Origin of the sequence: Mycobacterium sp. 1164966.3 (genome assembly GCF_001665395.1) — a bacterium.
Lineage (GTDB): Bacteria > Actinomycetota > Actinomycetes > Mycobacteriales > Mycobacteriaceae > Mycobacterium.
Genome location: NZ_LZSG01000042.1, coordinates 75,877 through 98,470, shown reverse-complemented (window position 1 = coordinate 98,470; position 22,594 = coordinate 75,877). Strand labels below are relative to the sequence as shown.

At 66.5% G+C, this 22,594-nt stretch carries 26 protein-coding genes; 13 read left to right on the top strand and 13 right to left on the bottom strand.

The genetic code is table 11. The features are described from left to right. Window positions 1-8: 8 nt before the first annotated feature. Genes A9W99_RS15410 through A9W99_RS15400 form a run of 3 tightly spaced genes read right to left on the bottom strand, consistent with a single transcriptional unit; the run spans window position 9 to window position 1,839 of the window. On the bottom strand, window positions 9-569 hold the full coding sequence (locus tag A9W99_RS15410) for a nuclear transport factor 2 family protein (RefSeq protein WP_067379422.1): 561 nt from the start codon (window positions 567-569) through the stop codon (window positions 9-11). Continuing rightward, window positions 566-1,234, bottom strand: coding sequence for an enoyl-CoA hydratase-related protein (locus A9W99_RS15405; RefSeq protein ID WP_067379420.1), 669 nt, complete (start codon window positions 1,232-1,234; stop codon window positions 566-568). The genes A9W99_RS15410 and A9W99_RS15405 overlap by 4 nt, the downstream gene beginning before the upstream one ends. Further along, a complete protein-coding gene (locus tag A9W99_RS15400) occupies window positions 1,231-1,839 on the bottom strand; it encodes a TetR/AcrR family transcriptional regulator (protein WP_067379521.1) in 609 nt (202 codons plus the stop codon). Before A9W99_RS15400 ends, A9W99_RS15405 begins: the two co-directional genes overlap by 4 nt. Before the next feature lie 366 nt (window positions 1,840-2,205). On the opposite strand from A9W99_RS15400, the gene dnaK reads away from it, so the two are divergent. The 4 genes from dnaK to A9W99_RS15380 are packed head-to-tail and all read left to right on the top strand — an operon-like array spanning window position 2,206 to window position 6,382. Further along, a complete protein-coding gene (dnaK, locus tag A9W99_RS15395; RefSeq protein WP_067379418.1) occupies window positions 2,206-4,083 on the top strand; it encodes a molecular chaperone DnaK in 1,878 nt (625 codons plus the stop codon). Continuing rightward, window positions 4,080-4,772 (top strand): nucleotide exchange factor GrpE, encoded by a 693-nt coding sequence (gene grpE / locus A9W99_RS15390; RefSeq protein ID WP_067379416.1) that lies wholly within the window; start codon window positions 4,080-4,082, stop codon window positions 4,770-4,772. Before dnaK ends, grpE begins: the two co-directional genes overlap by 4 nt. 39 nt (window positions 4,773-4,811) lie before the next feature. Beyond that, window positions 4,812-5,981, top strand: coding sequence for a molecular chaperone DnaJ (dnaJ, locus tag A9W99_RS15385; protein ID WP_067379412.1), 1,170 nt, complete (start codon window positions 4,812-4,814; stop codon window positions 5,979-5,981). Continuing rightward, the gene (locus A9W99_RS15380; protein ID WP_067379410.1) at window positions 5,981-6,382 is read left to right on the top strand and encodes a heat shock protein transcriptional repressor HspR; all 402 of its coding nucleotides are present in this window, start codon (window positions 5,981-5,983) and stop codon (window positions 6,380-6,382) included. Before dnaJ ends, A9W99_RS15380 begins: the two co-directional genes overlap by 1 nt. Here A9W99_RS15380 and A9W99_RS15375 read toward each other — a convergent pair. The 6 genes from A9W99_RS15375 to A9W99_RS26975 form a co-directional block, all read right to left on the bottom strand. After that, window positions 6,379-7,269, bottom strand: a complete 891-nt coding sequence (locus A9W99_RS15375; protein WP_067379409.1) for an aldose 1-epimerase — start codon at window positions 7,267-7,269, stop codon at window positions 6,379-6,381. The two genes, A9W99_RS15380 and A9W99_RS15375, sit on opposite strands and share 4 nt — an antisense overlap. A 13-nt stretch (window positions 7,270-7,282) precedes the next feature. Then, the gene (locus tag A9W99_RS15370; RefSeq protein WP_067379407.1) at window positions 7,283-8,449 is read right to left on the bottom strand and encodes an FAD-binding oxidoreductase; all 1,167 of its coding nucleotides are present in this window, start codon (window positions 8,447-8,449) and stop codon (window positions 7,283-7,285) included. A 474-nt stretch (window positions 8,450-8,923) separates the two neighbouring features. Continuing rightward, window positions 8,924-9,313, bottom strand: coding sequence for a type II toxin-antitoxin system VapC family toxin (locus A9W99_RS15365; protein ID WP_067379405.1), 390 nt, complete (start codon window positions 9,311-9,313; stop codon window positions 8,924-8,926). Beyond that, window positions 9,310-9,567 (bottom strand): CopG family transcriptional regulator, encoded by a 258-nt coding sequence (locus tag A9W99_RS15360; RefSeq protein WP_067379518.1) that lies wholly within the window; start codon window positions 9,565-9,567, stop codon window positions 9,310-9,312. The genes A9W99_RS15365 and A9W99_RS15360 overlap by 4 nt, the downstream gene beginning before the upstream one ends. A gap of 36 nt (window positions 9,568-9,603) precedes the next feature. Further along, complete coding sequence (locus tag A9W99_RS26095) at window positions 9,604-10,032, bottom strand: PIN domain-containing protein (protein WP_216639732.1); 429 nt, start codon at window positions 10,030-10,032, stop codon at window positions 9,604-9,606. Next, window positions 10,029-10,301: a hypothetical protein gene (locus A9W99_RS26975; protein WP_216639731.1), complete on the bottom strand. Its 273-nt coding sequence runs from the start codon at window positions 10,299-10,301 to the stop codon at window positions 10,029-10,031. Before A9W99_RS26975 ends, A9W99_RS26095 begins: the two co-directional genes overlap by 4 nt. A 156-nt stretch (window positions 10,302-10,457) precedes the next feature. On the opposite strand from A9W99_RS26975, the gene clpB reads away from it, so the two are divergent. From clpB to A9W99_RS15325, 6 genes are all read left to right on the top strand, one after another. Then, the gene (gene clpB / locus A9W99_RS15350) at window positions 10,458-13,004 is read left to right on the top strand and encodes an ATP-dependent chaperone ClpB (protein WP_067379402.1); all 2,547 of its coding nucleotides are present in this window, start codon (window positions 10,458-10,460) and stop codon (window positions 13,002-13,004) included. Between the two features lie 165 nt (window positions 13,005-13,169). Then, window positions 13,170-14,018, top strand: coding sequence for a trehalose monomycolate transport factor TtfA (ttfA, locus tag A9W99_RS15345; protein ID WP_067379399.1), 849 nt, complete (start codon window positions 13,170-13,172; stop codon window positions 14,016-14,018). A gap of 44 nt (window positions 14,019-14,062) precedes the next feature. Further along, entirely contained in the window at window positions 14,063-14,836 is a 774-nt protein-coding gene (locus tag A9W99_RS15340) for an SDR family oxidoreductase (protein WP_067379397.1), read from the top strand. Further along, window positions 14,823-15,362 carry an orotate phosphoribosyltransferase gene (gene pyrE, locus A9W99_RS15335; RefSeq protein WP_067379394.1) on the top strand — a complete coding sequence of 180 codons (540 nt, stop codon included), beginning with the start codon at window positions 14,823-14,825 and terminating at the stop codon, window positions 15,360-15,362. Before A9W99_RS15340 ends, pyrE begins: the two co-directional genes overlap by 14 nt. 16 nt (window positions 15,363-15,378) lie before the next feature. Continuing rightward, a complete protein-coding gene (locus tag A9W99_RS15330; protein WP_156623124.1) occupies window positions 15,379-16,269 on the top strand; it encodes a hypothetical protein in 891 nt (296 codons plus the stop codon). Beyond that, on the top strand, window positions 16,266-16,910 hold the full coding sequence (locus A9W99_RS15325; RefSeq protein WP_067379386.1) for an RNA methyltransferase: 645 nt from the start codon (window positions 16,266-16,268) through the stop codon (window positions 16,908-16,910). Before A9W99_RS15330 ends, A9W99_RS15325 begins: the two co-directional genes overlap by 4 nt. A gap of 174 nt (window positions 16,911-17,084) precedes the next feature. Here the strand turns inward: A9W99_RS15325 and A9W99_RS15320 are convergent, their stop codons facing one another. After that, window positions 17,085-17,300: a dodecin family protein gene (locus tag A9W99_RS15320; RefSeq protein WP_067379383.1), complete on the bottom strand. Its 216-nt coding sequence runs from the start codon at window positions 17,298-17,300 to the stop codon at window positions 17,085-17,087. Window positions 17,301-17,353: 53 nt separating this feature from the next. Between A9W99_RS15320 and A9W99_RS15315 the strand changes: the two genes are divergently transcribed. Continuing rightward, window positions 17,354-18,481, top strand: coding sequence for a glycoside hydrolase family 76 protein (locus tag A9W99_RS15315; protein WP_067379381.1), 1,128 nt, complete (start codon window positions 17,354-17,356; stop codon window positions 18,479-18,481). Here the strand turns inward: A9W99_RS15315 and A9W99_RS15310 are convergent. Continuing rightward, the gene (locus A9W99_RS15310) at window positions 18,470-19,165 is read right to left on the bottom strand and encodes a DedA family protein (RefSeq protein WP_067379378.1); all 696 of its coding nucleotides are present in this window, start codon (window positions 19,163-19,165) and stop codon (window positions 18,470-18,472) included. The genes A9W99_RS15315 and A9W99_RS15310 overlap by 12 nt on opposite strands. A gap of 79 nt (window positions 19,166-19,244) precedes the next feature. Here A9W99_RS15310 and fbaA point away from each other — a divergent pair, with 79 nt between their 5' ends. Continuing rightward, window positions 19,245-20,279 carry a class II fructose-bisphosphate aldolase gene (fbaA, locus tag A9W99_RS15305; protein WP_067379372.1) on the top strand — a complete coding sequence of 345 codons (1,035 nt, stop codon included), beginning with the start codon at window positions 19,245-19,247 and terminating at the stop codon, window positions 20,277-20,279. A gap of 88 nt (window positions 20,280-20,367) precedes the next feature. Here fbaA and A9W99_RS15300 read toward each other — a convergent pair whose 3' ends face one another. Continuing rightward, a complete protein-coding gene (locus tag A9W99_RS15300) occupies window positions 20,368-21,210 on the bottom strand; it encodes a hypothetical protein (protein ID WP_067379367.1) in 843 nt (280 codons plus the stop codon). A gap of 82 nt (window positions 21,211-21,292) precedes the next feature. Here A9W99_RS15300 and A9W99_RS15295 point away from each other — a divergent pair, with 82 nt between their 5' ends. Beyond that, a complete protein-coding gene (locus tag A9W99_RS15295; protein WP_067379357.1) occupies window positions 21,293-21,706 on the top strand; it encodes a DUF3151 domain-containing protein in 414 nt (137 codons plus the stop codon). On the opposite strand, the gene A9W99_RS15290 is transcribed toward A9W99_RS15295, so the two are convergent. Further along, complete coding sequence (locus tag A9W99_RS15290) at window positions 21,703-22,590, bottom strand: cation diffusion facilitator family transporter (RefSeq protein WP_067379353.1); 888 nt, start codon at window positions 22,588-22,590, stop codon at window positions 21,703-21,705. The genes A9W99_RS15295 and A9W99_RS15290 overlap by 4 nt on opposite strands. Window positions 22,591-22,594 lie beyond the last annotated feature (4 nt).

The following is a 22,594-nucleotide window of genomic DNA, read 5'->3' as shown; positions in this document are numbered from 1 at the left end:
ATTAACCACTATCGGGCGTCGATGAACTCGCGGAACTGCCGCGGCACCTCAGATGTCTCGATTTTCTTCAAGAAATCGGGCGTGGTGACCGCGGAATAGGTCTCCTCGCCGATGATCAAGCCCTCCGCATCGAACGGCCAGACGATCAGCATGCGGAGCGTGAGCAGATAGAACGCCTGTGGATCGTCAACGGGAAAACCTCGTTTCACCGCGTCGGCGCCGTAGTACAGCGAGCGGAAGTTGCCCTCGGTGACGATCGTGTCGTCGTCGACCACGATGCGATCCATGTCGAATTCGAGGTAGAACTGGCCACCCCGCACGATCGTGTCTTCGTAGAAAGTCCGCACCGCTTGACGTCCCACCGGACTCATATCCGCGGGCGCACCCCAGGCGATGTAGCGCGGGTCGGCGGTGAGCGTCGACATCACCAGGTCGAGATTTAGATCGACCTCGCCTCTGGCCTGCTGCAGCAGCCGGTTGAGCATCAGGAGGTGGCGTGAGTTCGTCGTCTTCGCGATCCGCTGCTCGATCAGCCCGAACATCTTGGTCCGGTCGATGAGCTCGGTCATGTGGCGGTTCCCTCCGCGGTAAGCGTAGCCACCGCGGGGGCGAACATGGTCTGTTTGATGGCGCCCAGCGTGCCCTGGTTCTTTCCGCCGAGCGGGCGCAGCAGGCCGACCGCCGCGTCGGTCACGGCGCCCTCGGCGGCGGCGCTGTCGACGATGCCGATGCTGGCGGCCTCGTCGCCGCCGAAGCGGCGACCGGTCGTCATCGAGGCGACCGCAGTCTGCGGCGCCAGTTTGGCCTGGATCAGCGCCGCCATGCCGGCAGTGAACGGGATGTTGATGTCGACTTCGGGGAAGCAGAAGTAGCCGCGGTCGGCGCGCATGACCCGGAAATCGTGCGCCAGGGCCAGCATCGCCCCGGCGCCGAACGCGTGGCCGACGACTGCCGCCGCGGTGGGGATGGGCAGAGTCAAAACTCGGGCCAGTAGTCCCTGGACCCGCCCGACGTACCACTGCGTCTGGTCGGCGTGCGCCGTGAGCCAGTCCAGATCCAGCCCGTTGGTGTAGAACTTGCCGGTGGCCGTCGTCACCAGGCCGTCTGCGCCGCTGGCGACGACCTCGTCGAGCCGGGTGTTGATGTCGTCGAGAAAGTCGGGGGAGAAGCGGTTTTCGTCGTCGCCCAGGTTCAGGATGGCGATCTTCTCGTCGTAGTCGAGGGTGATTGTCATGGTGTTGTCCTTTCCGGTGGGGGGCCGACGTCGAGCACGGCCGTGACGGCGGCGCGCAGTTGCTTTCGCGCCGTCTTGCTGCCCAGGCGGTTACGGCGCAACAGGATTGCCGTGGGCAGATCGACGACGCATATGGTGATGGTGTCTACGGCTGCGGCGTCTTTGCGGTCCCAGACGCTGACCGCGAGCCGAATCATCAAACCGACCAGGGTCTTCTCGAGATCCCTTATCTCAGTGGCGATCTCGTCGGGAAGGTCTGAGTTCAGGAGTTCGTCTTTCGGCACGGTCAATAGCAGCGGACCCGAGTTCGGATACTGCTCGGCGAAAACTGCCGGCGTGTCCGCGACGGCCAGCACGGCCTGGACTCCCGTCGGCGCTTTGTCCACCGATGCGGTCTGCGCTTCCAGAAATCGCTGTCCGGCGCGCAGCCACGCCCGGGCCAGCAGTCCCGTCCGCGATCCGAAGGTGTGATACAGCGCGCCGTTGGAAACGCCGACGGCCGCGCTGATCGCCCGGACGGTCACCGCTGCGGGGCCGGCGGACACCGCCAGCGACTCGGCGGCGTCGAGGACGCGGTCGGGGTCGTGGACGCGCGGGCGGGGCATGACGGTCATGGTAACAGAGCAACTGCTCTATAACCTTGGGCCCGGGTGCTCGGCGTTCATTGTGAGGTCACGGCGTTGAGTGTGAAGTTATGGCTTTGGGTGTGCCCGTAGGGCGGGATCTGGCCCTTAGCCTCGCCCTGGTTACACCCGCAGAGCCGTAACTTCACGCTCAAAGCCACCGCTTCACACTCAACGGCTTCGCGACCCCGGGAACAAGATGTCGCCGACTGCCGTTAGGATGATCAACAAGTTGAGTGAATTAGGCTCAAGTCTGAGTTGACAGCCGGAGTTCGGCGGTAGCAGTCTTGAGCGGGGTTCACTCAGCATAGTGCAAGAAAAGAAGCTAACTACTCAGGAGGAATCACTATGGCTCGTGCGGTCGGTATCGACCTCGGGACCACCAACTCCGTCGTGTCCGTGCTGGAAGGTGGCGACCCAGTCGTAGTCGCTAACTCCGAAGGCTCCCGGACCACGCCGTCGGTCGTCGCTTTCGCGCGTAATGGCGAAGTGCTCGTCGGCCAGCCGGCCAAGAACCAGGCGGTGACCAACGTCGACCGCACGGTTCGTTCGGTCAAGCGGCACATGGGCACCGACTGGTCCATCGAGATCGACGGTAAGAAATACACCGCGCAGGAGATCAGCGCGCGGATCTTGATGAAGCTGAAGCGCGACGCGGAGGCCTATCTCGGTGAGGACATCACCGATGCGGTCATCACCGTGCCCGCCTACTTCAACGACGCCCAGCGTCAGGCCACCAAGGAGTCCGGCCAGATCGCCGGTCTCAACGTGCTGCGCATCGTCAACGAACCCACCGCGGCGGCGCTGGCCTACGGCCTGGACAAGGGTGAGAAGGAACAGACCATTCTGGTCTTCGACCTCGGTGGCGGCACTTTCGACGTCTCGCTGCTGGAAATCGGCGAGGGCGTGGTGGAGGTTCGTGCCACCAGCGGTGACAACCACCTGGGCGGCGACGACTGGGACGACCGGATCGTCAACTGGCTGGTTGACAAGTTCAAGGGAACCAGCGGCATCGACCTGACCAAGGACAAGATGGCCATGCAGCGGCTGCGGGAAGCGGCCGAGAAGGCCAAGATCGAGCTGTCCTCGTCGGGCAGCACGTCGATCAACCTGCCGTACATCACCGTCGACGCGGACAAGAACCCGTTGTTCCTCGACGAGCAGCTCACCCGTGCCGAGTTCCAGCGCATCACTCAGGATCTGCTGGACCGCACCCGTCAGCCCTTCCAGCAGGTCATCAAGGACGCCGGTATCTCGGTTTCCGACATCGACCACGTGGTGCTGGTCGGCGGCTCGACCCGGATGCCCGCGGTCAGCGACCTGGTCAAGGAGATGACTGGCGGCAAGGAGCCCAACAAGGGCGTCAACCCCGACGAGGTGGTGGCCGTTGGTGCCGCACTGCAGGCGGGTGTCCTCAAGGGTGAGGTGAAAGACGTTCTGCTGCTGGACGTCACGCCGCTGAGCCTGGGTATCGAGACCAAGGGTGGCGTGATGACCAAGCTCATCGAGCGCAACACCACGATCCCCACCAAGCGGTCGGAGACCTTCACCACCGCCGACGACAACCAGCCGTCGGTGCAGATCCAGGTCTACCAGGGTGAGCGCGAGATCGCCGCACACAACAAGCTGCTCGGCTCGTTCGAGCTGACCGGTATCCCGCCGGCTCCGCGCGGGGTCCCGCAGATCGAGGTCACTTTCGACATCGACGCCAACGGCATCGTGCACGTCACGGCCAAGGACAAGGGCACCGGCAAGGAAAACACCATCCGGATCCAGGAAGGCTCTGGCCTGTCCAAGGAAGAGATCGACCGGATGATCAAGGACGCCGAGGCGCACGCCGAGGAGGACCGTAAGCGTCGCGAAGAGGCCGACGTTCGCAACCAGGCCGAAACGCTGGTCTACCAGACGGAGAAGTTCGTCAAGGAACAACGCGAAGCCGAAGGCGGTTCGAAGGTCCCCGAGGACACGCTGAACAAGGTCGATGCCGCAGTGGCAGAGGCGAAGACAGCCCTTGGTGGCAGCGACATCGCCGCGATCAAGTCCGCGATGGAGAAGCTGGGCCAGGAGTCGCAGGCCCTGGGACAGGCGATCTACGAAGCCACCCAGGCCGCTCAGGGCGGCGCCGCTGATGGTGCTGGCCCGCAGCCCGGCGCCGGCACCGCCGGTGGCTCATCCGACGACGTCGTGGACGCGGAGGTGGTTGACGACGACCGGGAGTCGAAGTGACGGAAGCAAATCCGGAACAGGTAACGGTCACCGACAAACGGCGGATCGATCCCGAAACGGGCGAAGTTCGGCACACCCCTCCCGGCGACGGGCCGGGAGGGGGCGCGCCGGCGGGCCAGACGACCGGAGAGACCCCGGCTGGGGCGGCAACTAAGGTCGCCGAGCTCACCGCGGACCTGCAGCGGGTGCAGGCCGATTTCGCCAACTACCGCAAGCGGGCGCTGCGCGACCAGCAAGCGGCGGCGGATCGTGCCAAGGCCAGCGTCGTGAGTCAATTGCTGGGCGTGCTCGACGATCTCGACCGGGCCCGCAAGCACGGCGATCTGGAATCGGGTCCGCTGAAGTCGGTCGCCGACAAACTGGCGAGTGCGCTGACCACGTTCGGCCTGACGGCTTTCGGCGCCGAGGGCGAGGACTTCGACCCCGTCCTGCACGAAGCCGTGCAGCACGAGGGCGACGGCGGCGAAGGGTCCAGGCCGGTGATCGGGACGGTCATGCGACAGGGCTACAAGCTGGGTGACCAGGTCTTGCGCCACGCGCTGGTCGGTGTCGTGGACACGGTGTCGGGCGACACGATTGCGGCGGACGCCGTCGAGTCGGCAGCCGGAGAAACCGAGCGGGCCGACACGGGCGATAACCCTGACATCGCGGGTGAGCAGGGCACAGAATCGAAATCATCGGAAAGTTAGTGACAACCAATCCCAGAAGGTGAGAGGGGGTGACGCAAAATGGCCCAGCGTGAATGGGTCGAAAAGGACTTCTACAAGGAGCTTGGCGTCTCCTCCGACGCCAGCGCCAAAGAGATCAAGACGGCCTATCGCAAGCTGGCTTCCGATCTGCATCCGGACAAGAACCCCGCCGGTGCGGATCGGTTCAAGGCTGTCTCCGAGGCGTACAGCGTGTTGTCCGACGAGGCCAAGCGCAAGGAGTACGACGAAACCCGCCGCCTGTTCGCCGGCGGCGGTTTCGGCGGCCGGCGGTTCGACACCGGCGGCTTCGGCGGCTTCGGAATGGGCGGTGACGGCGCCGAATTCAACCTGAACGACTTGTTTGACGCCGCGGGCCGGTCCGGCGGCACCAACATCGGCGACCTGTTCGGTGGCTTGTTCGGTCGCGGCGCCGGCCCCCGTCCTACCCGGCCGCGCCGTGGCAACGACCTGGAGACCGAAACCGAGCTGGACTTCGTCGAGGCCGCCAAGGGCGTCGCGATGCCGTTGCGGCTGACCAGTCCGGCCCCGTGCACCAACTGCCACGGCAGCGGCGCGCGCCCGGGCACCAGCCCGAAGGTGTGTCCCACCTGCAACGGCTCCGGGGTGATCAGTCGCAACCAGGGCGCGTTCGGGTTCTCTGAGCCCTGCACCGACTGCCGGGGCAGCGGCTCGATCATCGAGCACCCCTGCGACGAGTGCAAAGGCACCGGCGTCACGACCCGCACCCGAACCATCAACGTACGCATCCCGCCCGGCGTCGAGGACGGACAGCGGATCCGGCTGGCCGGCCAGGGCGAGGCCGGGTTGCGCGGCGCCCCGTCGGGCGACCTGTACGTGACGGTGCATGTCCGTCCGGACAAGCTCTTCGGCCGCGACGGTGACGACCTCACCGTGACCATTCCGGTCAGCTTCGCCGAATTGGCTTTGGGTTCAACGCTTTCGGTGCCAACGCTGGATGGCACGGTGGGTGTTCGGGTGCCGAAGGGCACCGCCGACGGCCGCATCCTGCGGGTGCGGGGACGCGGTGTGCCCAAGCGCAGTGGCGGCAGCGGGGACTTGCTCGTCACCGTCAAGGTTGCCGTCCCGCCGAATCTGGAGGGCGCCGCACAGGAGGCGCTGGAGGCGTATGCGGCAGCCGAGCGGGCCAGTGGTTTCGACCCGCGGGCCGGATGGGCAGGTAATCGCTGATGGCTGGAAACTCGAGGAACTCTCGCAAGGAGGAATCCCGGACCTTTCTGATCTCGGTGGCGGCCGAGCTGGCCGGCATGCATGCGCAGACGTTGCGCACCTATGACCGGCTCGGACTGGTCAGCCCGCAGCGCACCTCAGGTGGCGGGCGCCGCTATTCCGAGCATGACGTGGATCTGCTGCGTGAGGTCCAGCGGCTCTCGCAGGACGAGGGCGTCAACCTGGCTGGCATCAAGCGGATCATCGAGCTCACCAACCAGGTCGAGGCGCTGCAGTCCAGGCTGCAGGAGATGAGCGAGGAACTGGCCGCGTTGCGGGCCAACCAGCGCCAGCGCCGGGAGGTCGCGGTGGTGCCGAAGAGCACGGCTCTGGTGGTGTGGAAACCGCGCCGGGCGCGCTAGACGCGAATCGAGAACTGGGCGACCGCCGGCTCGCCGGGATGTGCCCGCCAATACCCGCCGCGGCGCAACGCGTCGGTCGGTGCGGCCATCGGCTCGAAACACACCAGGTCCTCGGCGGTCGGTGCGAAGATCTGCGCCGCCGGGAAGCCGTGATCGAAGCGGACCTCGATGCGGCGGTCATCGCCGGACACCGCGAACACCGCACCCTCGGCGACCTCGTCGTAGCCGTCGTCGAAAGCCTTGTCCCCCAACGTTTCCGAGCTGGCCGGCTGCATGGCGCTCGCGCCGGTCGGCAGTCCGCGGTCGTCGACGAGTAGATGGCGCATTGCCGGCGTTTCGATGCGCCACTGGCTGCGCGGAACTCCGGGCAACCGAAGGTAGGGGTGAAAGCCGAAACACAGCGGCACAGCCTTGTCGGTGGTGGCCGCCACGGTGGTGTGCACGCTCAACGTCCGGTCGATCAGCTCCATCCGCACCACCAGCAGGTGCGGGAACGGGAAGCCGGCCAGTAGCGCCGGGTCGGCGCCGAAGTCCACTTCGGCGATCAGCTCGTTGGCCGTCTCGCTCATGACTCGCCAGCCCCGGTAGCCGGCGAGCAGGCCGTGGATCGGCAGCCCGTTGGGGTCGGTGCGCACCCCGCGAGCGCCCGGCTCCAAGGTGACGACCTCGCCGTCGACCTTATAGCTGTTGGAGCCCAACCGATTTGCCCACGGGTAGAGGATCGGGATGCCCATCGTCTTGCCCTCGTTGAGGTAGGCGTCCAGACCGCGCCGCTGGCCGAGCAGTTCCACGTCGGAGTCAGTGAGCGAGACGCCGATCATGCCGGCCTCCGGTACGAACTGCGCGGCCACCGGCGACAACGGATCACGCAGGGTGACGACATGCATGGCTTACCTCGACTCACCTGGATAGCGGATCGTGCTGAATACGTTGCGGCGAAGCGCCTTTGGCAATCAGAGCGGCTTTGGTGGCGCGGACCATGGCCGGTCCGCCGCAGATCAGGATCTGCCGGTCACCCCAGCCGCCGTACTTGGTCACCACTTCGGGCAGCCGGCCGGTTTGGTGCACGTGCAGGCCGCGTGGCGGCGTCACGTCGGGGTAGTCGGCCGCCCAGGCCGGGTCGCGGCTGTACTCCGACACCGGCGAGACCGACAGCCACGGATTGTGGGCCGCGATCTGCCACAGCGTGGGCAGGTCGTAGAGCTCGCAGCGGTAGCGCGCGCCGAAGAACAGATGCACCCGCGGGTTCTCTGCGTAGCGGGTGAGGTCCATGATCAACGCCCGCAACGGCGCGAGCCCGGTGCTGCCGGCCACCAGCAGCACGTCGCCGCCGTCGCGGTTCACTCGCATGGCGCCGTGCGGGCTGGACAATCGCCACCGGTCGCCGGGGCGAGTTTCGTTGACGATGGCGGTGCTGACCAAGCCGCCGGGCACGACCCGGATATGAAACTCGATCGCGCCGTCCGGGTTGGCCGGAATGGCGGGGCTGAGATATCGCCAGCGGCGCGGGCACTGCGGGACGTGGACGTTGACGTATTGGCCTGCGTGGTAGGGCATCGGGCGGTCCAGGAGCAGCCGGACAACCGCGAGATCCCTGGATACGCGGAGGTGCTCGGCTACCTCGCCGTCCCACCAGGCCGGTCCCTGCTCGGCGTCGGCGGCGCCGCTCATCACCCCGGTGATCAGGTTGAGCGATTGGGTCGCGGCGTCATCGACGGTATCGGTCCACACGTCGCCCAGCCGGCTGCGCAGCGTGGCATACAGCGCCCGTCGCAGCGTGTCGTAATGCGCCGGCAGCACACCGTATTTGCGATGATCGCGGCCGAGCTGGGCCAGAAACGCGACCGGCTCGTCGGCCCGCTGAGCCACCAGCTCGCCGTACACCCAGTGCAGTGCGTGGGCGAACGCGGCCCGCTGATGCTCCATGTCGGGCGGGAACAGGTCGCGCACCGATACGTCGAGGTCGAACCAATGGGCATAGAAGCGCCCGACGAGTTCGTTGCCGTTGGGCTGCTGGTCGAAGGCGTCACGCAGAACCTGCAACGCGTCTCGATCCTCTAAGCCCACGGACCTCGATTCTAAAGCGTGTCGAAAACTCGACTGAGTGTTCGGCACCGCCCTTCTCGGGCGTTCGTCGGTTCAGGCCGCAGGTGCGGTGTGAACGTCGGTTCCCGCGTCATCCGGGCTGGTTTCACCAACAGGGGTGTTGGTCAGCGCCGTCCCGTCGGCGGGCATTGTTGGCCCGGCCTCCTGCTTGGGGGTCCGGGCGTCGATGGTGGTCGTGGTGGGTGTGGCCCCAGCGGGCCAGATTCACCGCGGCGTTGGTGTCTCTGTCGGCGATATGCCCGCCACCACAACTGAATATGCGGTCGGCGGGTAGTCGAACCCACCAACGGCTGACTCAACCACTGCCGCCGCATCGACCGGCACTACGAAACGACCCTCGCCGCGCACGAAGGCTTCCTCTACCTCAGCCAAATCGCACTACTACTCACAAGACTCGACCGCAGCCAGTTGATCGACACGCACTAGGCTGAGAGGCTACTCAGCCGGGGCCGCAAATGGTGGTCGCAGATCTTCGAACATCGGAAAGTGTCGGACGTTGAGCGTTGCCAGCTGTATCCCCTTGACATCCGCGGTCGCTGCGATGAGGTAGTCGGCTAGCCCAATGCCGGTGTGGCTGCGGCGATATCGGCGCATCAGCTCGCCGGCCCGACGAGCGACGATCTCGGTGGCCGGTTCTGCGCGAAAGGATGAAAGCAATTGCCATACTTCGCGACGCTCGACTGACCGCATGCCGCCGACGAGCTCGGCTATCGACACCACGCTGACCGCGAGCGGCCCGTTCTTTCGGGCGCCGACGAGCCAGTCTCGGGCAGCGCCGAACCCGCGGAGATGCGCGATCAACACGTCCGAGTCGACCAGGATCACGACGAGCGGCCCCAGATTCGTGCCAAATGCTCTTCGCGCCCGCCTTGGCCGCGCACCGGCACGTCAACATCCCGCAGAGCGCCGAACGAACGCTCGATCGCGTGCAGGTCTGAGGCGAGACTGTCTTCGGAACTCGCCAGCACCCTGTTCAGGAGTTGGCGGATTATTTCGGCACGGGACACGCCCTCTTGCACTGCCAGCCGGTCGAGCGCCGCCGTCTGCTCTTCGTCGAGGTAAATGTTCGTGCGCTTCATACACCACAACATACATCACAGATTGATGACCTGTAATCAAAGGCTGCCGCGCGTTGCCAGCCAGACGCTCGCGAAACGAAGGTCCGTCCTCGTGGCGAGAGTGTCGTAGTCGCGGTCGTAGTGCAGCACTCCGACGCCGTGCCGATCCGCCAGCGCGGACATGATGAGATCGACCGGCGGAAGCCGATGGTGCCCTGCGCGGGCGAGTTGACGTCGCGCGTCGACCGCACGTCGCTCGACCTCGGCGTCGATGTGCAGCATCGGCAATGCCATCAACTCGCTCAGGAGTTCATCGTGATCTTTCGAGCTGCGTGCCGAGTATCCGGCCTCGAGCAGGAATGGCAGACAGACGCCCACGCGGCGCTGCTCGAGCGCGTCGGCGATCTCGTGCGCCCGTCGCTCGTCCAGTGTTGGCGAGGCCAGTCGAACGAACGCCGAATTGTCAAGCAGCAGCTCAACGCTCACCCGCGCGCCCATCCAGTCTGGCGCGCGATTTCTGCCGCATGCACGTCGACCGGAAGGCTGTGCGATCGCACTCGGTCCGCCAACCGGCGTCGGAGCCTCGCATCGCTATCACGCTCTGCGCGGATTGACGCGAGTTTTGCAGCGGCGCCGAGGATGACAAGCTCCCCGAGCTCGACACGATCCGTGCCCAGCTCGCGGCGCAGCTCGTCCAGGGCCGCTTCGACGGGCGGTGTCTCCGTGATGGCATGTCGGCGGCGTGTAGTAGGCACGAGAACAGTGTAACACCGGTGTGACACCAAGCCGTGGGCAGAGTTTGAACGATCGCTGTGGCGCGCTCAGATAAACTTGAGCGGAACAGACTCAACCTTGACGGCGTTGAACAACGCGACAAGCATTTTTTCAGACTTACCGAACGGAGGTAGTTCGTGGACTCTTTCAACCCGACCACCAAAACGCAGGCGGCCCTGACGTCGGCCCTGCAGGCGGCCACCGCCGCCGGCAACCCGGAGATCAGGCCCGCGCATCTGCTGATGGCCCTGCTGACGCAGAACGACGGGATCGCCGCGCCACTGCTGGAGGCTGTCGGCGTCGAACCCGCGACCGTCCGCGCTGAAACGGAGCGCCTGCTGGAGCGGCTGCCGCAGATCAGCGGCGCCAGCTCGCAGCCGCAGCTGTCCCGGGAGTCGCTGGCGGCCATCACTACTGCTCAGCACCTGGCCACCGAGCTGGACGACGAATACGTCTCCACCGAGCACCTGATGGTCGGGCTGGCCACCGGCGACTCCGACGTCGCCAAGCTGCTGACCGGCCACGGCGCGTCACCGCAGGCCCTGCGGGACGCGTTCGTCAAGGTGCGCGGCAGCGCCAGGATCACCAGCGCCGACCCCGAGTCCACCTATCAGGCATTGGAGAAGTACTCCACCGACCTGACCGGACGCGCCCGCGAAGGCAAGCTCGACCCGGTGATCGGGCGGGACAACGAGATCCGCCGCGTGGTGCAGGTGCTGTCCCGTCGCACCAAGAACAACCCGGTGCTGATCGGCGAGCCCGGCGTCGGCAAGACCGCGATCGTAGAGGGCCTGGCCCAGCGCATCGTGGCCGGCGACGTGCCGGAGAGCCTGCGCGACAAGACCGTCATCGCCCTTGACCTCGGGTCGATGGTGGCCGGCGCCAAGTACCGCGGCGAGTTCGAGGAACGGCTCAAGGCCGTGCTCGACGACATCAAGAACTCAGCCGGACAGATCATCACGTTCATCGACGAGTTGCACACCATCGTGGGCGCCGGTGCGACCGGCGAGTCGGCGATGGACGCCGGCAACATGATCAAGCCGATGCTCGCGCGTGGTGAACTGCGCCTGGTCGGCGCCACCACGCTCGACGAATACCGCAAGTACATCGAGAAGGATGCCGCGCTGGAGCGGCGCTTCCAGCAGGTGTTCGTCGGGGAGCCGTCGGTGGAGGACACCGTCGGCATCCTGCGCGGGCTCAAGGACCGCTATGAAGTGCACCACGGTGTGCGCATCACCGACTCCGCACTGGTGGCCGCGGCCACTCTGTCCGACCGCTACATCACCGCACGCTTCTTGCCGGACAAGGCCATCGACCTGGTCGACGAGGCGGCCAGCCGGTTGCGGATGGAGATCGACTCGCGGCCCGTCGAGATCGACGAGGTCGAGCGCCTGGTCCGCCGGCTGGAAATCGAAGAGGTGGCGCTGGCCAAGGAAGAGGACGCGGCATCCAAGGAGCGGCTGGAGAAGCTGCGCGCCGAGTTGGCCGACAAGAAGGAACAACTCGCCGAACTCACCGCCAAGTGGCAGAACGAAAAAAACGCGATCGACATCGTCCGCGAGCTCAAGGAACAGCTGGAGACCTTGCGCGGGGAGTCCGAGCGGGCCGAGCGCGATGGTGACCTGGCCAAGGCCGCAGAGCTGCGCTACGGCCGTATCCCCGAGGTCGAGAAGAAACTGGAGGCCGCCCTGCCGCAGGCGGAGGCCCGCGAGAACGTGATGCTCAAAGAGGAGGTCGGGCCCGACGACATCGCCGACGTGGTGTCGGCGTGGACCGGCATCCCGGCCGGACGGCTGCTGGAAGGCGAGACGGCCAAGCTGCTGCGGATGGAAGACGAACTCGGCAAGCGCGTGGTCGGTCAGAAGAAGGCCGTGCAGGCCGTGTCCGACGCGGTGCGACGGTCCCGGGCAGGCGTGTCCGACCCGAACCGGCCCACCGGGGCGTTCCTGTTCCTCGGGCCCACCGGCGTCGGCAAGACCGAGCTGGCCAAGGCGCTGGCCGACTTCCTGTTCGACGACGAGCGCGCCATGGTCCGCATCGACATGAGCGAGTACGGCGAGAAGCACTCGGTGGCCCGGCTGGTCGGTGCGCCGCCCGGCTACATCGGCTACGACCAGGGCGGTCAGCTGACCGAAGCGGTCCGTCGCCGGCCCTACACCGTCGTGCTGTTCGACGAGGTCGAGAAGGCCCACCCGGACGTGTTCGACGTGCTGCTGCAGGTGCTCGACGAGGGGCGTCTGACCGACGGTCAGGGCCGCACGGTCGACTTCCGCAACACGATCCTCATCCTGACCTCCAACCTGGGGTCGGGCGGTAACGAGGAACAGGTGATGGCGGCGGTGCGTGCGACGTTCAAGCCGGAGTTCATCAACCGGCTCGACGACGTGCTGGTCTTCGACGGCCTCAACCCCGAGGAACTGGTGCAGATCGTCGACATCCAGCTGGCGCAGCTGGACAAGCGGCTCGCCCAGCGGCGGCTGCAGCTCGAGGTGTCGCTGCCGGCCAAGCGCTGGCTGGCGCAGCGCGGGTTCGACCCGGTGTACGGGGCGCGTCCGTTGCGGCGGCTGGTCCAGCAGGCGATCGGCGACCAGCTGGCCAAGATGCTGCTGGCGGGCGACGTCCACGACGGCGACATAGTCCCGGTCAACGTCAGTGCCGACGGCGACTCACTGGTGCTCGGCTAGTGGCGATCGCGAGCGCGGCGAAGCCGGGCGATGCGGGTCGCCACCATCTGGGCTAGCGGCTGCTGAGCGGGGCGAAGCTGACAGGTCCACATTCGGCGTCTTGTAATTCGGTTGTGACCTGGTCGGATTCTCGGTTCCGGGCCAACAGCAGATACCCTGTGTGGGATGGTTCCGCTTTGGTTCACGCTGTCCGCACTGTGCTTCGTCGGTGCGGCGGTGTTGTTGTACGTCGACATCGATCGACGTCGCGGGCGAAGTAGGCGCCGCAAATCCTGGGCGCGGTCGCACGGGTTCGACTACGAACGCGAGTCGACCGAGATCCTGCAGCGGTGGAAGCGCGGCGTGATGTCGACGGTCGGCGACGTGGTCGCCCAGAACGTCGTGCTGGGCCAGATCCGCGGCGAGGCGGTGTACATCTTCGACCTCGAGGAGGTCGCGACGGTGATCGCGCTGCACCGCAAGGTGGGCACCAACGTCGTGGTGGACCTGCGGCTCAAAGGACTCAAAGAGCCACGGGAGAGCGACATTTGGCTGCTCGGTGCGATCGGGCCGCGGATGGTGTATTCCACCAACCTGGATGCCGCCCGCCGCGCCTGCGACCGGCGCATGGTCACCTTCGCGCACACCGCACCCGACTGCGCCGAGATCATGTGGAACGAGCAGAACTGGACGTTGATCAGCATGCCGATCAGCAGCACCCGCGTCCAGTGGGACGAGGGTCTGCGCACCGTGCGTCAGTTCAACGACTTGTTGCGGGTGCTGCCGCCGCTGCCCCAGGACACCCCGCAGGAAGCAGCGCCGGCGCCGCGTGTTGCGGCCCCGAGCCGGCCGCTGGCCCCGGCGGCACGCGCAGAGTTGCCGCCTCGGCGGTCCGGGACCGACGTGGCCGGGTTGCTGTCCGAGTCGGGCCGCCGCCCCGAGCCGATCCACCGCGACGAGGGTCATTCGCAGGGCTCCCGCCGCCAGCCGCCAACCGGGCGCAACGGCCAACAGGCCACCAACTATCAGCACTGATTGCGCTCCCGGCGGGTGCGGGCCGGCTCAGTACACTATCGCTCATGCCACGCCCTGTCGCCCTGATCACCGGACCTACCTCCGGGATCGGCGCCGGCTACGCGCGACGCTACGCCCGCGACGGATATGACCTGGTGCTGGTCGCCCGCGACGTCGACCGGATGACCCGGCTGGCCGAAGAGCTACGGGCGGATGCCGGGCACATCGAGGTGCTGCCCGCGGACCTGGCCGACGCCACCGACCGTGACAAAGTCGCCGACCGGCTGTCCGCCGGAGTGCGGGTCTTGGTGAACAACGCCGGTTTCGGCACATCGGGCGAATTCTGGACGGCCGAGCCCGCACTGCTGCAAAAGCAGCTCGACGTGAACGTCACCGCGGTGATGCACCTGACCCGGGCCGCTTTGCCGGCCATGCTCGACGTCGGCGCCGGCACCGTCATCAACATCGCCAGCGTGGCCGGCTTGGTGCCCGGCCGCGGGTCGACCTATTCGGCGTCCAAAGCCTGGGTGATCTCGTTCTCCGAGGGCCTGGCCGGGGGATTACAGGGCACCGGCGTGAGCGTGCACGCCGTATGTCCTGGTTTCGTGCACACCGAATTCCACACCCGGGCCGGGATCGATCAGCCCAAGGTGCCGTCGTTCATGTGGCTCGAGGTCGACGACGTGGTCAGCGAAAGCCTGGCCGAGATCGCGCGCGGCAAGGTGATCATCGTCCCGAGCATGCAGTACAAGGCGATCGTCACCGCCGGGCGCCTCATGCCGCGAAACCTGTTGCGGCTCACGGGCAGACGAGTCGGCGGCGGCCGTGGCCGAACCTGACCGGGAGGAGTTGGCCGAGCTGGTGCGCCGACTCTCGCTGGTACACGGTCGCGTCACGCTGTCGTCGGGCAAGGAGGCCGACTATTACGTCGACCTGCGCCGCGCCACCCTGCATCACCGGGCGTCCGCACTTATCGGCCGCCTGATGCGCGAACTCACCGACGACTGGGACTACGCCGTCGTCGGCGGCCTGACTCTGGGCGCTGATCCGGTGGCGACGGCCATCATGCACGCTCCCGGCCGCCCCGTCGACGCGTTCGTGGTCCGGAAGTCGGTGAAAACCCATGGCCTGCAACGCCTTATCGAGGGCTCCGAGGTGTCCGGCCGGCGCGCGCTGGTGGTGGAGGACACCAGCACCACCGGAGGCTCGGCGCTGACGGCGGTGCGTGCCGTCCGAGACGCGGGCGGGGAGGTCGTCGGCGTGGCCACCGTCGTGGACCGCGACACCGGCGCCGCGCAGGCCATCGAAGCTGAAGGCCTGCCGTACCGCAGCGTGCTGGGTCTGGCCGATCTGGGGCTGAGCTAGGTAGCTACCGGTGCGCATGTTCATCGCTCTGGCCTGCCTGGCGGCCTGTCTGCTGGGTTGCTCGGGTTCGAACCACGCCACTCGGCCCTACGGTGCTCAGGCTGCGCGGCTCGGTGAATCGCTGGGTTTGCTGGGCTGGAACATGTCCGTGTCGAATCTGCGCTGGGACGACGACTACGTGCTGATCGACGTCGACGCCTCGCCAACGGACCCGAAGGCGCCGCACGCCAAACCCGAGGACATTCGGTTCGGGCTCTACGGCGCGTTGGCACACCCAATGGAGTCCGACGCGATGACCAGCTGCAACGAGGCGATGACCAAGGTGCACGACATCACCACGCCGCTGTCGGCACCTCCCGGCCGGCTTACCGGCACGGTCTGCCTGGGTCCGCTGAAAGACCGAAGCCAGGTCCGCGGCGTGTACGGCTACTCGCCGCAGGACCGGATCCCGAAAACGTCGGCTGCCTATCCGGCGGCGTTTCCCGTGGGGTTGCTGCCGACCAACGAGAACGACACCGGCCTGGTGGTCAAGAGCACCAGTTTGTCGGCCTGGCGCGCCGACGGCACCCCGGTGACCAAGGCGCAGCTCGGCGATCCGGCCGCGTTCGCCGGCAATGGCTACATGCTGCTCGGGCTGGAGACCGACGCCGTCGCCGACCGATACCGCGACGAGTCCGCGACGCGTGGCGGCCCGCTGATGCTGCTGGCTTCGCCGACGCTGCCCGGCCGGGGCGTGAACCAGGCCTGCGCCGTGTACGGTTCGGCGGTGCTGATCCTGCCTGACGCATCGTTGAACGCGGTGCACGTCAACGCGTCGCTGTGCACTCAGGGCGAGATCAACCAGGCGCTGCTCTATGCGACGGTGGCGATCGTCGGCACCCACGCCGGCGTCTGGACGCTGCGGTGAGTGAGCCCGGCCCCACCGAATGGGGGATACCGTCCGGCGGGGTCGGGCCGTGGCTGGGAGACCTTCCCGAAGATCCGCGATACGACCCGAACTTGTTGCGGGACGGTGATACTCGCAATGTCGTCGACGCGTACCGGTACTGGACGCGGGAGGCGATCGTCGCCGACATCGACGGGCGTCGTCATGCGCTGCATGTGGCGATCGAGAACTTCGGCCACGACGCCAACATCGGATCGGTAGTGCGCACCGCCAATGCCTTCGCGGTGCATACCGTGCACATCGTCGGTCGCCGACGGTGGAATCGCCGCGGCGCCATGGTGACCGATCGCTACCAACGCTTGTGCCACCACGAAACCACGGCCGAACTGCTTGATTTCGCTGCCGGCGCCGGTTTGACCGTCGTCGCGGTGGACAACGTCCCGGGGGCTGCGCGCCTGGAGCAGACTGAGCTGCCGCGGGATTGCCTGCTGGTATTTGGTCAGGAAGGCCCCGGCATCACCGACGACATTCGCGCAGGTGCGGCGGTCACGGTGTCGATCGCTCAGTTCGGCTCGACTCGCAGCATCAACGCCGGCGTCGCGGCCGGGATTGCGATGCATGCCTGGATCAGGCAGCACGCGGACATGTCGCGCGCCTGGTGAACCTCGCGGCCGCTTTGCGTGTGACGCTAGGGCCTTGCGTGTGAAGCTAGGGCGTTGATTGTGAAGCAGCGGTGAGGATTTGGCGATTTTCCCACCCTGCCTTCACCGGCAACGCCCACGATTCACCGGCAAAGCCTACGATTCACAGCCAACGCTCCCGATCAACCCCATGCGTCAGCTAGGCCGCGCGGGCCGCATCTTGAACGAGACCTCCAACTTGATGCGGAAGGTGATCTTCCCGGCGTTGTCCACCGACATGTCCTGTTCGATCACGCGGGCCACGCGGATGTCGTCGACGCTTTCCCGCGCCCGCTGCACCGCCTCCGCCGCGGCCTGCTCCCAGGACGTCGGACTGGTCCCGATGATGTCGATCACCTTGTACACGCTCATGGGCACAAACATTAGCCGCCGGTTGCTCCCGCCACTAAGGCAGGATTTAACCCATGGAGCAGGTTTGGGCGAACCGGGCGGCGAGTGCGGAAGCCGCCGTCACGCAACGACACCTCAAACGGCTATGGGCGATGCCTGGCACCCAGCTCGGGGTGGTGGCCTGGCCGTCGGACCGGAGAGACCGGTTGTTCGGCACCTGGCACTACTGGTGGCAGGCGCATCTGCTGGATTGCCTGATCGACGCGCAGTTGCGTGACCCGCAGCCGGAGCGACGGGTCAGGATCAATCGGCAGGTGCGTTCCCACCGGCTGCGCAACAACTTCTCCTGGACGAACAACTACTACGACGACATGGCTTGGCTGGCCTTGGCGCTGGAACGTGCCGCCCGGGTGGCCGGTGTCGAGCGACGGCGTGCCCTCCCCAAACTCGCAGACCAGTTCATCAAGGCTTGGGTCCCCGAGGACGGCGGCGGGATCCCGTGGCGTAAGCAGGACCAGTTCTTCAACGCACCGGCCAACGGCCCGGCGGGCATCTTCCTGACGCGCTTCGGCGACCGGCTGCAGCGCGCCGTGCAGATGGCCGACTGGATCGACCGCACGCTGATCGATCCGGAGACGCACCTGGTGTTCGACGGCATCAAGGGCGGTTCGCTGGTCCGCGCGCAGTACACCTACTGCCAGGGTGTGGTGCTGGGGCTGGAAACCGAGCTTGCCGCACGCACCGGCGACCCGCGGCATGCGGAGCGGGTGCACCGGCTGGTCAACGCCGTCAACGAGCACATGGCGCCGTCGGGTGTGCTGCAAGGCGCCGGCGGCGGCGACGGCGGGTTGTTCGCCGGCGTCACGGCCCGATACCTCGCGCTCGTGGCCACCGCACTGCCGGGGGACTCCGCCGGCGACGCGTCGGCTCGGCGCAGCGCCGCCGCGCTGGTGCTGTCGTCGGCGAAGTCCGCGTGGGAGTACCGGCAAACGGTCGACGCGTTGCCCGTGTTCGGGGCGTTCTGGGATCGCGACGCGGAGCTGCCCAGCGCTGGCGGTAAGCGGGCGCAATTCGTTGGGGGCGCGGTCAACGCTTCGGAGGTTCCCGAGCGGGACCTTTCGGTGCAGCTTTCCGGGTGGATGTTGATGGAGGCAGCCCACAGCGTCGCGGTGCTCGACGACGAACCGGAGTCAGTCGGTTAACGCAGCCCGATCCGGCTCATCCGTCGGCTCTGGCTTCGGCCCGCGGTGCCGGGACCGGTAGATCCGAATCGCCGAAATGAACGCCGGCAGCAGCGATACGAACAGGATGGCCAGGATGATCTTTTCCAGGTTGTGGTGGACGAACGGCACGTTGCCCAGGAAGTATCCGGCCAGCGTCGCACCCCCGCCCCAGGCGATGCCGCCGACGATGTCGAATCCCAGAAACACCGGATAGCGCATGTAGGACACGCCGGCGACCACCGGCGTAAACGTCCGGATGAACGGCGCGAACCGGGCCAGGATGATCGCCCACGGGCCGTACTTCTCGAAGAAGGCGTGCGACTCGGTCACGTAGTGCTTTTTGAAGAACCGGGAATCTTCCTTCTTGAACAGCGCCGGGCCGATCCGGCGCCCGATGAAATACCCGGTCTGATCGCCCAGCACCGCGGTCGCCGCCACGGCGGGTGCCAGCACCCAGATACTGACCGGTGGGTCTGGGTGGGCGGCCAGCAGTCCGCCGGTGAACAACAGCGACTCGCCCGGCAGAAATGGAAACAGCAAACCGGTCTCGATGAAGACAATGATCAGGATCCCGGGCAGCACGGCCGAGCCGAAGACACCATGGGCGCCCAACCAGTACATCGGGTCGAGGATGTTGCCCAAGGCCACCACGGCGGTGCTCATGACCTCACAACATACCGTGGCTCGACACAACTCTGGCTGTTGCGATACTGATGAAACCCAGCATTCAGGAGGAAGATCCATGCCCATCGCAACGCCCGAGGTCTACGCCGAGATGCTGAAACGTGCAAAGGAGAATGCGTACGCCTTCCCGGCCATCAACTGCACCTCGTCGGAGACCATCAACGCAGCAATCAAAGGCTTCGCCGACGCCGGCAGCGACGGCATCGTCCAGTTTTCGACCGGGGGCGCGGAGTTCGGCTCCGGTCTGGGCGTGAAGGACATGGTGACCGGCGCGCTTGCGCTGGCCGAGTTCGCCCACATCGTCGCGGCCAAATACCCGGTCAATGTCGCGCTGCACACCGACCACTGCCCGAAGGACAAGCTCGACAGCTACGTCCGTCCTCTGCTGGCGATCTCATCCGAGCGCGTTTCAGCGGGCAAGAACCCGCTGTTCCAGTCACACATGTGGGACGGCTCCGCGGTGCCGATCGACGAGAACCTCGAGATCGCGCAGGAGTTGCTCAAGGAAGCCGCGGCCGCCAAGATCATCCTCGAAATCGAGATCGGCGTGGTAGGCGGCGAAGAAGACGGCGTCGCGCACGAGATCAACGAGAAGCTCTACACCACACCGGACGACTTCGAGAAGACCATCGACGCGCTCGGCCATGGGGAGCACGGCAAGTATCTGCTGGCCGCGACGTTCGGCAACGTGCACGGCGTCTACAAGCCCGGCAATGTGAAGCTGCGCCCCGACATCCTGGCCCAGGGGCAGCAGGTGGCAGCGGCCAAACTCGGACTGTCCGATGACGCCAAGCCCTTCGATTTCGTCTTCCACGGCGGTTCTGGCTCGGAGAAGTCGGAGATCGAGGAGGCGCTGCGCTACGGCGTGGTCAAGATGAACGTCGACACCGATACGCAGTACGCGTTCACCCGTCCGATCGTCGATCACATGTTCACCAACTACGACGGTGTCCTCAAAGTCGACGGCGAAGTGGGCGCCAAGAAGGTGTATGACCCGCGCAGCTACCTGAAGAAGGCTGAAGCCGGGATGGTCGAGCGGGTGATGGAGGCTTGCAACGACCTGCACTGCGCCGGAAAGGCGTTGTCGGGCTAACCCTCGCGCCGAACGTGCTCTCAGGGCGGAAAAATCGCGAAAAGCTCGCCCTCAGAACACGTTCGGCGAAGCTTGGCAGGTCTGAACCCTAGCCGCTGGGGGACTGGCAGACCTTCCACTGATCGTCGCGGAACTGCAGGTCGATGCTGCGCGTCGAGCGAACCTGCGGGTCGTAGGCCATGAAGGTGGTGACGTTGGCCTCGGCATGCTGGCCGTTGACGGCGACCTGGTCGATGGTGTCGATGACCGGAATCTGTTTGGCCGCCGCCACCCGGTGATAGGTCTCCTGCCATGCGCGCTCGTCGTAATCCACGTAGCTGTCCCGGGTGGTGCCACAGGTGATGCTGCGCAGCGTTGCCAGGTCGCCGGATTGCAGCGCCGCATCCAACTGCCGGATGGTCTGCCGCACCCGGTCTTCCTGCGAGGCTTTCGGGTGATGCATACGGGTCAGCAAAACAGTGAGCAGGACCGCGATCGCCGTCAACGCCAAAACGACGACGATTATCGCCAGCACCCAACCCAACTTCTGATTCCTGGATGCCGGTGACTTTGCCCCGTCGCGGGCCGGGATCGCCTGCGGTACCGCAGTTTTCGGGGGGAGACCCTGGACCGGCGGCGCGGGCTGTCCGGGGGTCTGGGAGCCCGACGGGGACTTGGGGATGATCTCGGTCTCGGCGTCCGGGCCGGTCAAAATGATCGCCGTCTCGTTGGCGTCGAAGCCTGGGGCCGTGAAGCGGCGTTCGCGCAGCAGTTCGGGGTTGGTCTCCGAATCCTGGTCGGGTTCGCCTTTGTTGATGACGACGGTTTCGGCGTCACTGGGCATCGAAGGTTGGTCTTCGCCAGGTCCTGCTCCACGACCAGCGCCGCGCTCTCCGGCCGGGTCGCCAGGGTTCGGCGGGCCACCGCGATCGGGCTGGGGTTTGTCAGCCATGGGCGATAGCTTAGCGACCGTATTGCCGGTTGGGGGCATGGCGAGCTAGGGCGTCGGCAAACCCGGCGGCAAAATAGAACGCATGACGCCGATGGGTGATCTTTTAGGACCCGATCCGATCCTGCTACCTGGTGACAGCGAGGCCGAGGCGGAACTGCTCGCCAACGAAAACCCTGGCATCGTCGCTGCCGCACATCCGACGGCATCCGTGGCCTGGGCTGCTCTTGCCGAGGAGGCGCTGGCCGACGACAAGGCGATCACCGCCTATGCCTACGCCCGCACCGGCTACCACCGTGGCCTGGACCAGCTGCGCCGCAACGGCTGGAAGGGTTTCGGCCCGGTGCCCTACTCGCACGAGCCCAACCGCGGCTTCCTGCGATGTGTGGCGGCGCTGGCGCGGGCCGCCGACGCCATCGGCGAGACCGACGAGTACGCACGATGCCTGGATCTGCTCGACGACTGCGACCCCGCGGCCCGCTCCGCGCTGGGACTCTAGAAACTGTCGGCGCAGCCGCCGCCGTCCGGGCGTTCGACCTGCACGGTGGCGTGATCCAACCCGCGAGCCGAAAGCACGGCACGCGCGTCCTGCAGTATCCGCCCGGAGTTCCCGTTGCTGGTCAGGTGCACGGTGCACATGTCCTTCCCGGGCGACAGCGTCCACACGTGCAAGTCGTGCACCTCGCTGACGCCGTCGACGGTACCCAGCGCTGCCCGTAGCTCTTCGACATCGATGTGCGTGGGCGACGCCTCGGAGAGGATGCGCAGGGCCTCGCGGGCCAGCGACAACGCCCGCGGCAGCACCCACAGCGCGACCAGCACCGCAACCACCACGTCGGCGTACGGCCAGTGCGTCGTGATCGTGACCACGCCAGCGATCAGCACGCCGAGGCTGCCCACCGTGTCGGCCACGACTTCCATGTAGGCGCCCTTGACGGCCAGGCTGTCGGTCGCGTGGGAACGCAGCAGCAGGGCGACGGCGAAGTTGGCCGCCAGCCCGGCCAGCGCCACCACGACCATCGGCACACCCGGGACCGACGGCGCCGCACTGAGTCGACGGATGGCCTCGTAGAGGATGAAGGTCGCGACCCCGATCAGCAGCGCGGCGTTGGCCATCGCGGTGAACACCTCGGCGCGATGCCAGCCGTAGGTGCGGGCGGGCGACGAGCTGCCCCGCCGGGCCAGCACCACAGCGGCCAGTCCCATGAACACCGCCACCACGTCGGTGAGCATGTGGCCCGCGTCGGCCAGCAGCGCGATCGAGTTGATCAGCACCGCGGTGGTCAGCTCCACGACGAAGAACGCCGCCAGGATCGCAGCGGCCATGATCATGCGCGGAATTACGCGATCGCCGGTCGAGGTATGACTGTGGCCGGCGCCCATGGCC